This window comes from Picosynechococcus sp. PCC 7003 (assembly GCF_001693255.1).
GTDB lineage: Bacteria > Cyanobacteriota > Cyanobacteriia > Cyanobacteriales > MRBY01 > MRBY01.
In genome coordinates this window covers 2,466,595-2,478,449 of record NZ_CP016474.1, presented here as the reverse complement: position 1 = coordinate 2,478,449, position 11,855 = coordinate 2,466,595, and the positions used below count along the sequence as shown (strand labels likewise).

The 11,855-nt window shown below is 49.2% G+C and carries 8 protein-coding genes; 5 read left to right on the top strand and 3 right to left on the bottom strand.

Annotated elements, in window-relative coordinates; translation table 11 throughout:
• Positions 1-12: 12 nt before the first annotated feature.
• Entirely contained in the window at positions 13-1,197 is a 1,185-nt protein-coding gene (locus tag AWQ21_RS11770) for an NAD(P)H-quinone oxidoreductase subunit H (protein WP_065714696.1), read from the bottom strand.
• A gap of 180 nt (positions 1,198-1,377) precedes the next feature.
• Here AWQ21_RS11770 and rnc point away from each other — a divergent pair, with 180 nt between their 5' ends.
• The 3 genes from rnc (at position 1,378) to AWQ21_RS11755 (ending at position 4,429) form a co-directional block, all read left to right on the top strand.
• Positions 1,378-2,154, top strand: a complete 777-nt coding sequence (rnc, locus tag AWQ21_RS11765; protein WP_065714695.1) for a ribonuclease III — start codon at positions 1,378-1,380, stop codon at positions 2,152-2,154.
• Between the two features lie 128 nt (positions 2,155-2,282).
• Positions 2,283-4,004: an AarF/ABC1/UbiB kinase family protein gene (locus AWQ21_RS11760; RefSeq protein ID WP_065714694.1), complete on the top strand. Its 1,722-nt coding sequence runs from the start codon at positions 2,283-2,285 to the stop codon at positions 4,002-4,004.
• Positions 4,005-4,039: 35 nt separating this feature from the next.
• Positions 4,040-4,429, top strand: coding sequence for a hypothetical protein (locus AWQ21_RS11755; protein WP_065714693.1), 390 nt, complete (start codon positions 4,040-4,042; stop codon positions 4,427-4,429).
• A gap of 48 nt (positions 4,430-4,477) precedes the next feature.
• Here the strand turns inward: AWQ21_RS11755 and AWQ21_RS11750 are convergent, their stop codons facing one another.
• Both AWQ21_RS11750 and topA read right to left on the bottom strand, forming a co-directional pair.
• The gene (locus tag AWQ21_RS11750) at positions 4,478-6,046 is read right to left on the bottom strand and encodes a glycosyltransferase family 39 protein (RefSeq protein WP_065714692.1); all 1,569 of its coding nucleotides are present in this window, start codon (positions 6,044-6,046) and stop codon (positions 4,478-4,480) included.
• Positions 6,043-8,685 (bottom strand): type I DNA topoisomerase, encoded by a 2,643-nt coding sequence (topA, locus tag AWQ21_RS11745; protein WP_065714691.1) that lies wholly within the window; start codon positions 8,683-8,685, stop codon positions 6,043-6,045. Before topA ends, AWQ21_RS11750 begins: the two co-directional genes overlap by 4 nt.
• Positions 8,686-9,121: 436 nt before the next feature.
• On the opposite strand from topA, the gene AWQ21_RS11740 reads away from it, so the two are divergent.
• Positions 9,122-10,702: an NAD(P)H-quinone oxidoreductase subunit N gene (locus AWQ21_RS11740; RefSeq protein WP_065714690.1), complete on the top strand. Its 1,581-nt coding sequence runs from the start codon at positions 9,122-9,124 to the stop codon at positions 10,700-10,702.
• A 611-nt stretch (positions 10,703-11,313) separates the two neighbouring features.
• Complete coding sequence (locus AWQ21_RS11735; RefSeq protein ID WP_065714689.1) at positions 11,314-11,718, top strand: hypothetical protein; 405 nt, start codon at positions 11,314-11,316, stop codon at positions 11,716-11,718.
• Positions 11,719-11,855 lie beyond the last annotated feature (137 nt).

The window sequence follows — 11,855 nt, the reverse complement described above, 5'->3', positions numbered from 1 at the left end:
CATTCCAAACAATTAACGGTCAACCGAACCCATAATCACGTCAATGCTACCGAGAATTGCCATAATGTCCGCCACCTTCACGCCTTTCAGCAGGTGAGGGAGAATTTGCAGGTTGTTGAAATCCGCCGAACGAATTTTCCAGCGCCAGGGGAACACATTGTTATTACCCTGGATGAAAATGCCGATTTCTCCCTTGCCGCTTTCGAGACGGACATAATGTTCGCCATCGGGAATTTTAAAGGTAGGCGCAACTTTCTTCGCGATGTATTGGTAATCAAAGTCGTTCCATTCAGACTTTTTCCCTTCTAACATCCGCTTGGCTTCGAGGTTTTCGTAGGGGCCACCGGGCATTCCCTTGAGGGCCTGACGAATAATTTTCACCGACTCGCGCATTTCCCGAATCCGCACCAGATAGCGGGCAAAGCAATCGCCAGCGGTTTCCCACTGCACATCCCAATCGAAATCGTCATAGCACTCATAATGATCAACTTTGCGGAGGTCCCACTTCACTCCAGAGGCCCGGAGCATTGGCCCCGACAGACTCCAGTTAATCGCTTCATCGCGGGTAATCGTGCCGACCCCTTCTACCCGGCGGCGGAAAATGGGGTTATTGGTGATTAGTTTTTCGTATTCGTCAATTTTGGGATCGAAATAGTCGCAGAAATCTAAACATTTATCGTTCCAGCCGTAGGGCAGATCGACGGCCACACCACCAATGCGGAAGTAGTTGTTATTGATCAGGCGCATTCCTGTCGCCGCTTCCCACAGGTCATAGATCATTTCCCGTTCCCGGAAGATGTAGAAGAAGGGAGTCTGGGCCCCCACATCAGCGAGGAAAGGGCCAAGCCAAAGGAGGTGATTGGCAATGCGGTTCAGCTCCAGCATAATCACTCGGATATACTGGGCGCGCTTGGGCACTTCGATATCAGCAAGCTTTTCGGGGGCATTGACGGTAATCGCTTCATTGAACATCCCTGCGGCATAGTCCCAACGACTCACATAGGGGACGTACATGACATTGGTGCGATTTTCGGCAATTTTTTCCATGCCCCGGTGTAGATAGCCGATGACGGGTTCGCAATCAACGACGTCTTCCCCGTCAAGGGTGACGATCAAGCGCAATACGCCGTGCATGGAGGGGTGGTGAGGCCCCATGTTAATCACCATAGGTTCGGTACGAGTTTCAATTCTTGTCATGGATCCGCAGGTCTTCCGTTATGCTTATTTAAATTAAATCTGGTGATGGGGTTAGATGGTGCGTTCGTGAATTGCGTTTTTCCAATCTCCTGAATCACCGTCGCTTATGAGTGGTGGGTTTTCGGCTGGTTTGACGCTAGGTTTATTTATTCTCTGAACATTATAAAGTTTCGCTTAACCATGACAAGCTTGCCTCCCTTTCGGCGATCGCCTCTCCTGTTACAGGCGTTGACCCACCGCTCCTTTGCCAACGAACAACCAGAGACAATCCAAGATAATGAGCGCCTTGAATTTTTGGGAGATGCGGTGCTCAAGTTCATCATGGGGAAGCTGCTGTATGAGCGTTATCCGGACTTTCAGGAAGGGGAACTGAGCCGACTGCGGGCCAGCTTAGAAAATAATCGCCATCAGTTAGCGGAATTTGCCCAGGCGTTGGGCCTCGATCAGATCTTGCGTCTTGGGAAAGGGGCGGAAAAGGAAGGGGCTAGACAAAACCCGGAAATTTTGAGCAATACCTTTGAGGCGGTCGTCGGGGCTTATTTTTTGGATGCAGGGATCGAAGCGGCGATCGCCTTTGTCGAAACCTTAGTCATTCCCGTGGCTGATCGCCTGGTGCAGCAACCAAGCGATCCCCTGGCCCAAAACTTCAAAGGCCAATTGCAGGAATGGGCCTTGGCCAACCATGGCAAAATTCCAAAATACAAAACCCTAGATGAATCTGGGGCCGATCACGCCAAAACTTTTACGGTGGCCGTTTATCTGCAAGGGCAAGAATGGGGCCGGGGTCAAGCCGCCTCAAAAAAGCAAGCCCAAAAAGTCGCTGCTCAGGTTGCTTTACAAAAATTAATGCCATCATCAGTGCCCACAGACGAGACCCCTGAACCACCAGCAACAGACGATCGGTTTGCCCTCCTCCAAGCCCTTGCCACCCAAATCACCCCACGACAATCCCCTTAATTGAGCCAGAAAATCGCGGCACTTGATCCCAGGCGAAGGTTTGGGTTGGTGTTGCTGCGAAAAATTTCGATACAATATAGTGTGATTTACTTTACAAAACCACACAATTCATTGACGGCGAAACCACTGTGACCCAGTCTCCTTCCGTTGCCCCCGACCATAAACTTGGTTCTACCACCTTGACCCGCTATGACGCCAAGGCGATCGCCAAACATTACCGTTGGCGACCCTGGCAATCCCTGTGGCGTGCCTTTACGATTATTTGGTTATTTGGGTGGTTTTCCCTCAAATTGTGGCTAGACAGCAAACGGGAAGAGGAGCCAGTAACCCGGGTCCGTCGCGCCAACGAATTGCGTGAAATTCTGACCCGCCTAGGGCCGACATTTATCAAAGTGGGGCAAGCCCTTTCGACCCGGCCTGACCTGATTCGTCCCGACTTTCTCGAAGAATTAATCAAGCTCCAAGACCAACTCCCTTCCTTTGATAATGAGATTGCCTTTGCGATCATCGAAAAAGACCTCGGTCGCCCCGTCGATGACGTTTACCAAGAAATTTCCCCCCATCCCGTGGCTGCCGCGAGCTTAGCCCAGGTGTATCGGGCGCGCCTTTATAGCGGTGAAGAAGTTGCGGTTAAGGTACAACGGCCTAAATTACTGCCTGTTTTAACCCTTGATCTGTATTTGATGCGTTTAGGGGCGAGTTTGTTTGCGCCCTATCTTCCCCTCAACTTGGGCCATGACCTGACCTTGATTGTGGATGAATTTGGCACCAAACTTTTCGAAGAAATTGACTACATTAACGAAGGTCGCAACGCCGAGAAATTTGCCGCTAATTTTCGTGATGATCCCACCGTTAAAGTGCCCGCTATTTATTGGGAATATACGAGCCATCGCCTCCTCACTTTGGAGTGGATTCAAGGTTACAAACTCAACGAATTAGACCGCATCCGCGCCGCTGGCCTCGACCCGAACAGAATCATTGAAATTGGTGTGACCACGGGACTGCGACAATTGCTAGAACATGGGTTTTTCCATGCCGATCCCCACCCTGGTAATTTGTTTGCCACCTTTGACGGACGCATGGCTTACATTGACTTCGGCATGATGGATCAGTTGGATAACACCACCAAAGAGACCATTGCTAGTTCCGTCGTGCAGTTGATCAACCAGGATTATCAAACCCTAGCGAAGGACTTTGTGGAATTGGGTTTCCTCGCGCCGAAAACGGATATCCGCCCGATTATTCCGGCCTTAGAAAAGGTATTGGGGAAAGCGGTGGGAGAAAGCGTTGGTGATTTTAACTTTAAGACGATTACCGATGAATTTTCGGCGCTGATGTACGAATATCCGTTCCGGGTACCGGCCAAATTTGCGCTGATTATTCGCTCCCTTGTGACCCAGGAGGGACTGGCCCTGAGTTTGAATCCAGATTTTAAGATTGTTGAAATTTCTTATCCTTATGTTTCTCGGCGTTTGTTAACTGCTGAAACCCCAGAACTACGCCGCAAGTTGTTAGAAGTGCTCTTTAAAGACGGGAAATTCCAGTGGCATCGCCTCGAAAATATGTTGGCGATCGCCCAGGCCGATAATCAGTTTGATATTTTACCCACGGCCCAAATGGGTTTCCAATATTTAATGTCCGAAGAGGGTGCAGAAATCCGGCGGATGATCCTCTTGGCCTTAACGGAAGACGATCGTCTCCACACCGAAGAAGTGCAACGGATCTGGGCACTTCTAAAGGACGAATTTCAACCCCAAAAATTACTGGGGGCTGCCTGGTCAAACCTCCGCCAATTTTCCGGTGAGCGTTTAACGGCTGTTTTACCGAGTTTCGCCCAATCTCGGTCATAATGAAGGCTAGTTAATAAAGTTTTGTTAAAAAGTTCATGGAAGAATATTATTACTACTACATTCCTCAGCCGCCGTTTTTGTTGGTGGGCCTTGGCTTGTTTATTGCCCTAACCAGCGGCCTCGCGTTCCAGAGCACCCTCAAACTTAAAGCACGGGGGATCGTCGCCAACAACGAAAGTATTCGCAAACAATTATCTGTTATTGATTTGCAACTCCCTCTCTTTGGCATTGGTATGGGAATGAGTATTTTTCTTGCCAGTGGTTTAGAAGTCTTTTTTATCCCCGCTTGGTTTGCCTATAGTTTGTCCTTGCCCCTAACCATCGGTACTGTGGGGCTTTTGTGGAAGCAATTGGAGCGGGTCTTTATGATTCTCCGGGAAGGTGGCTCAAAGGCTTTAGAAGTCGATTCTTTTAATATTTTTTAACGCAGACTTAGCACCCAAAATAATCAAATTATCGAGCAATTGCCTCCTTTAGTCCGGGAAAAAATGCACCAGGTTAAATCCTGAAGCTTGTCCCAGCAGTTCAAAGGGAGGCAATTCTTCTTTTAGGGCCGATTGTTCTGTCAAAAGATCTTGGTGAATGAGCCAATATTGATCGCCCACGGGAGCTTCGAGGGTCTGGGGCCGCACAGGGCGATCGCCATAAAAATCTAAACTGGGCCGACTGTAATCAAAGGTCGTAAAAATAACGGCATCTTCTGGGGTTTCCGTCCGAATGATCGCAGCGATGGGTTTGACAGGAAAAGCTTCGTTAATTTCCCAGACCCAAGCCTGGGAGCAAAACAATAGAATTAAGCCGCAGTACATTCCCCCTACCAAAGCATAAAGAGCCTGGGGTCGGGGCCAAAGCCAGGTAGTGACAGCAAACATCCCCCCTAGGGTCAAGGCCATCAAAATCAAGGGGATTTGGGGATCTGTGAAGTAGAGATAAATGCCTCCCCCCAAAGCAGCGATCGCCAACAGCCCAAATAGCCCCCGCAGAAACATCGACTTACGTGGTGGTTTCACCCAGAGCTGTGCTAAATAGTTGCCTAGAGCAAGGGCAACAAAGGGGTAAACAGGCATCACATACCAGGGCAACTTGGTTCCCATCACAGAAATTAACCCCAGATAAAAGATACTGCCCGTCAAAATTAATTTGCTGCTGGACCTTTGGCGGGCCTGCCAAAGGTATTGATAGCTTTGGGGAAGGAAAAATAACCAAGGGGCCGTATATTTTGCAATCTCTAGTAAATAAAACCAGGGGGGCTCTTGGTGACTCTCAACGGTACTGGCAACCCGATCAAACCCTTGATTGAGAAAATGAACCTGAATAAAAGTTGCACCATAATGCTGAATTTGCGCCCCATACCAGAGAAGTACCGGAAAAACTCCTAGGCCCAAACCCAGCCAAATGTAGGGAATTGTAAACACAAACCAGCGGCGATCCCAAATCACAAACAATAGGGCGATCGCCCCTAGGGGAAGCATTAATAACCCTTTGACAAAGGCAATGATACCCAAGCCAAGACCGAAGCCCAGCCCCCAGATGGGGGATTTTTGCGCCTTGAGTAAACACCAGAGACTCAAGATGAGGGCCGTTAAAACCAGACCATCGAGCATCAACAGACGACCATGACGCACTACTGGGAGGAGGGTGAGATAAACTAGCGCACTCCACAAAGCAGGCGATCGCCCCTGGAATAATTGCCGCCCAAGACAGTAAAGGAGAGGCACTCCTAGAGCACTTCCCACAGCCCCCGGTAAGCGACTTGTCCATTCATTAACGCCGCCAAGGGCATAGCTGCTGGCTACCAACCAATCCATTAAGGGAGGCTTCAGCAGATAAGGGGCACCAAATTGGGTGGGATGCAACCAGTTGCCAGTACGGAAAATTTCCCGCGCCACCATTGCCCTGGTGCCTTCATCCCAATCTCGTAGGGGCATATTTCCCAGATTCAGGCAAAACAAAAAAAGGGCCGCCAGACTTAAGCCGAGAATAATTTGGCGATCGCCAAGGGCTTGACCCCAACCTTCCCAACAGCACTTGCTATGGCTCATGAAGAAGTTTTTGTTTTACGGCTGGTAGTTTTCTTTGCCGCTGTTTTTTTCGTGGTGCTCTTTTTCTTGGAGGTTGAACGTTTCTTGGTTGCTTTGCTACCGGCTTTTTCCGCGATCAGCTCGAGGGCTTTTTCGAGGGTGATTGTTTCTACCGTTTCTCCTTCTGGCAAACCTGCATTAACTTTCAGGTGATTCACGTAAATGCCGTAGGGGCCTTCGTAAACATTAACTGGCTCGTTATCAGCAGGATGTTGCCCTAATTCCTTGAGGGGAGTCTTTGTTTTACCCCGGCCGCGGGAACGTTTAGGTTGCGCTAACAGTTCCATCGCCCGTTCAAAGTCGATCGCAAAAAGATTGTCTTCTTTTTTGAGAGAGCGGTAATCTTTGCCTTCTTTCCCTTGGTCGTGGACAACGTAGGGGCCAAAGCGACCGAGGCCCACTTTGACGGGTTTGCCAGTTTCGGGATGTTCCCCCAATAGGCGCGGTAACGCTAATAGATCCACCGCCATTTGTAGAGTGAGTTCTTCGGGTTTAACGGTTTTGGGGAGGGAAGCACGCTTGGGCTTTTTCTTTTCTTCGGTGACTTCGCCCAGTTGGACGTAGGGGCCATAGCTGCCGACGAGTAAATAGATCGGATCGCCTGTTTCAGGGTGCGTCCCCAATTGTTCGGGGCCTTCGGTTTTTTGTTTGAGGATTGTTTCGACTTGCTCAGGATCGAGATCAGCGGGGGTTAAGTCCGCTGGTAGGGAAGCAGTGATTGTTTCTTCGCCGTTAGCTGCCTCAATGTAGGGGCCAAAGCGGCCGATTTTAACTTTGACGGGGAGATTTTCGATGGCGATCGCCTTTGCGGTGGCCGGATCAATATTTTCTTCACGCACTTTGACTTGGGTGCCTAGGCCATCATCTCCGAGGTAGAAATTCTTCAGATAGGGTAACCATTGGGCTTTCCCGGTGGCAATTTCATCGAGGGTCTGCTCCATTTGGGAGGTGAAATCTGTATCTACTAAGTTAGGAAAATGTTCCTCCAGAAGAGCCGTCACCGCAAAGGCAGTAAAGGTAGGGGTTAATGCCTTGTCACGAATTTGGACATAACCGCGATCAACAATGGTGCCGATGATTGTGGCGTAGGTACTGGGGCGACCAATACCTTTACTTTCAAGAGCTTTGACCAAACTGGCCTCGGTATAACGGGCCGGGGGTTGGGTATTGTGATCGACTTCCTCTAATTTTTTGCAGGTGGGCTGATCGCCTTCCTTGAGATCAGGGAGCACCACTTCTTGGTTTTCGAGGGCGGCATCGGGATCATCAGACCCTTCCACATAGGCCCGGAAAAAACCCGGAAAATCAATGCGTTTACCAGCGGAGCGAAACTCGGCATCATCGACTTTAAGAATGACCGACAATTGGGTGAGACGGGCATCGGCCATCTGACAGGCAACGGTTCGTTTCCAAATGAGGTCATAGAGGGCTAACTCCCGACCACTAAGGCCGGTTTCCTGGGGCGTACGAAAGCTGTTGCCCGCGGGCCGGATCGCTTCGTGGGCTTCCTGGGCACCTTTGCTCTTGGTTTTGTATTGGCGCACCTTGGGGCTGAGGTATTCTTTGCCGTATTTTTCTTCAACACAACTACGCGCCGCGGCGATCGCCTGTTCCGAGAGATGCACCGAATCCGTCCGCATGTAGGTAATGTAGCCCTCTTCGTAGAGCTTCTGGGCAGTGCGCATGGTGTCCCGCGCCGAAATACCGAGTTTGCGGTTCGCTTCCTGTTGCAGAGTAGAGGTGGTGAAGGGGGCAGAGGGTTTGCGGGTGCTGGGTTTCTCCTCGGTTTTGCTCACCGTCCAAGGTTGATCTTTGAGACGATCCTTGAGGGCGATCGCCTCTGCTTGGGAGAGAACAACGACCTTTTTGCCCTTGCTGAGTTTCCCCGTTGCCGCATCAAAATCACTCCCTGAGGCCAGCTTTTTACCGCCGAGGGTGATTAATTTCGCCTCAAATTTCGATTTTTTCTGGAGCAGTTCTGCCTTGAGATCCCAATAATTGGCCGATTGGAAAGCTTGCCGTTCCCGTTCCCGTTGCACCAATAAACGCACCGATACCGACTGTACTCGTCCCGCTGAGAGACCCTTGGCAATTTTGCGCCAGAGCAAAGGAGAAAGGGTATAGCCCACTAAACGGTCTAAAATGCGGCGGGTTTCCTGGGCATGGACAAGATTTTCGTCAATTTCCCGACAGTTAGTTAAAGCCTTTTGGATGGCTTCTTGGGTAATCTCATGGAAGACCATCCGTTTAATCGGCACCTTGGGTTTAAGCACTTCCAGCAAATGCCAGCTAATACTTTCCCCTTCGCGGTCTTCGTCCGTCGCCAGAATTAACTCGTCGGCTTCTTTGAGGGCTTGCTTGAGTTCGGTAACGACTTTCTTTTTTTTCTTCGGCACGATGTAGAGGGGCGCGAAGTTGTTTTCCACGTTGACCCCAAGCTGGGACCAAGGCTGTCCTTTTTGATCCTTGGGGATTTCCTCCGCCGAGGAGGGCAAATCGCGGATATGGCCCATGGATGCCGTCACATGATACCCCTTCGGTAAATAGTTCCGAATGGTGCGGGCTTTAGTCGGGGATTCAACAATGACAAGGGTAGACATGGGCTGTCAAAAAAAGTGAGGGTTTAGGTGTTTAGGCTTCTGATATACCTTACATATCTAATCAATGGCCCATAAGCCCCTGTTTCGTCAAGGATTAAATTTTTCTAAGTCTCCGGGATAGAACTGGAAATACAGGCGTTTGCCCTATTTTTCATGGCTTTGTTTAACGGCAACGGGTTGAAATCCCCGTCCTTTGGGGCGTACCATGGGTTGATACATCTTGACCACTGCATCCCAAAGCGCAAACTTAAGCGCAGCGGGTCGTGTCCCAAGAAAAAGTATTGGGTCTGGGGAACCCGGACGCCTGCCTGTGGAGGCAATGTAAGACCGAAGGAACGACTAAGATCTAGAGGCCATTGCCGTCGAATCAGGAAGCCCCTTCCGTTTACGGTGGGGTAGTTCACTGGAAGTTGGTTCACTAAGCCGAAGAGCAAAGATGGATTTTTCAAGCACTGTGGCAAGCCAGTTATACACTGGGGCAATTCTGCCGGAAAGTATCGTTATTTTGACCCTCATCGTCGTCTTGGTGGGGGATTTAATTGTCGGGCGCACCCGTTCGGGTTGGATTCCCTACGCGGCGATCGCCGGACTGTTGGGGTCAGTATTCGCCTTATACCTGGGTTGGGATAACCCTCATCCCGTTGCATTTTTGGGGGCATTTAACAGCGATAACCTCAGTATTTTATTCCGGGGCATCATTGTCCTGTCTACGGCCTTCACGATCATGATGTCGGTGCGTTATGTCGAACGTTCCGGCACCGCCCTCTCTGAATTTATCTGCATCTTGCTCACGGCCACATTGGGGGGGATGTTCCTCTCTGGGGCAAATGAGTTGGTGATGATTTTTGTCTCCCTCGAAATGCTCAGTATCTCGTCTTATTTATTGACGGGTTATATGAAACGAGACCCCCGTTCCAATGAGGCCGCCCTCAAGTATTTGTTAATCGGTGCTGCCAGCTCTGCCATTTTCCTCTATGGTGTGTCTTTGCTCTATGGCCTATCGGGTGGCAAAACAATCTTGTCGGAAATTGCCGTTGGCTTTACAGATCCCCAGGGGGGACAATCCCTCGCCTTGGCGATCGCCCTAGTGTTTGCGATCGCCGGGATCGCCTTTAAGATTTCAGCAGTACCGTTCCACCAATGGACCCCTGACGTTTACGAGGGTTCACCCACCCCCGTTGTTGCCTTCCTCTCAGTCGGATCTAAAGCGGCCGGTTTTGCCCTGGCGATTCGTTTGTTAGTGACTGTCTTCAACCCCGTGAGCGAAGAATGGCACTTCATTTTTACGGCGCTCGCGATCCTCAGTATGGTCTTGGGGAACGTAGTTGCCCTGGCGCAAACCAGTATGAAGCGGATGCTCGCCTATTCTTCCATTGCCCAGGCGGGTTTTGTGATGATTGGCCTCGTTGCCGGAACTGATGCGGGCTACTCCAGCGTAATTTTCTATCTGCTGGTGTATCTGTTCATGAACCTCGGCGCGTTTACCTGTGTGATTCTCTTCTCCCTCCGGACTGGCACAGACCAAATCGCGGAGTACGCGGGACTTTACCAAAAAGATCCGTTACTAACCCTCGGCCTCAGTGTTTGTCTATTATCCCTTGGGGGAATTCCACCATTGGCTGGGTTCTTCGGGAAAATTTATCTGTTCTGGGCTGGCTGGCAAGCGGGACTCTATGGTCTAGTGCTGTTGGGTTTGATCACCAGTGTGATTTCGATCTATTACTATATCCGCGTCATCAAGATGATGGTGGTCAAAGAGCCCCAGGAAATGTCTGATTCTGTGCGTAATTATCCGGCTGTGACTTGGACTGCTGTAGGGATGAAGCCCTTACAAGTGGGTCTGGTGCTATCAGTGATTATCACCTCTTTGGCAGGGATTCTCTCGAATCCGTTGTTTGTGATTGCGGATCAATCTGTGACCAGTACCCCAATGTTGCAAGCAGCGAATCATCCCACGGAACAGGTCGTTGCCCAAGTAGAAAGTGAAATGGTTGAAGTGGCGATCGCCGATCATTAAGCCACAGCAAAACAACATTTACAGTTCAAGATCATCACCCTCTGCCGAAATTGGTGGGGGGTTTTGATTAGCATGGGAAAAGAATTCCGCTAGGAAAACGACATGACCCGTACAGTTTTGATCGGTTGTCAACGATTTTGGGAAGTCGCTCGAAGATATTTGATGATTACTAAGAGTCAAAAAATGATGGATAAAAGATATATTGCCTAGCTGATGCTTACTTGTAAATCACATAATTTGAAACTTAGCTGAGATGCTTAGGCAAAAGTAGGTACCAGAACATTACAATATTTTCTGACCAAATACGACAAGGTTATAATAAGAGATATAAGGATCACGACGCGATTTACGCTTTTACTTCTGTGAGAGACAAGTATAGCTAAGTATACTCACAGATAATTTGTCACATAAAAATCATGCTGTTCCAGATTAGAGATATAGTCGTTTTTGAATGTTCTCGATCAAAGGCACAAGCAACTAGCAAGCTTGGAATTGTTAGCGAGTGACCTAAGTCAAAATCCAAGAAGTAAAGTTGTCATTTCTTACTTCTTTGCGTGACCAATCATCTCATTGCAGATTTTGAGTAATATCCATAAAAAAAGGAGAAACTAATGGGCATGCAAATAGGTTTATGGATCGATCATCGGCAGGCTATTGTGGTCTCCATTACAGACCAAGGGGAAGAGCTAGGACTAATAATATCTCAGGTAGAAAAACAGCTCCGTCGTTCCGGGGATGCACCACTGAGTGGTGCCTATGAATCTCAGCAAGTACCAAAAAGTGATAGTCGTCAAAAGGCTTTAACAGGACATTTGAACATGTATTATGATGCTGTTATCGCATCTATTCGTGATGCAGAGTCTGTTTTGATATTTGGTCCTGGTGAAGCAAAGGGTGAGCTAAAAAAACGTCTTGAAAAAAATAATCTTAATGGACGCATTGTCGGCATTGAAACGACGGACAAGATGACGGATCGTCAAATTGCGGCAAAGGTTCGGCAACATTTTGGCAAGTAGCATTCGACAATAGAATTAGGGTTGAGAAAGAAACTCTGGAGATACTCTTCAAGAGGACGCAGAAAAAATGGAAATCATGATGCTGTGCTTTAAGGCTCCAGAAATCGCTAAGATGAGGGGCGATCGCCTTTTATTCT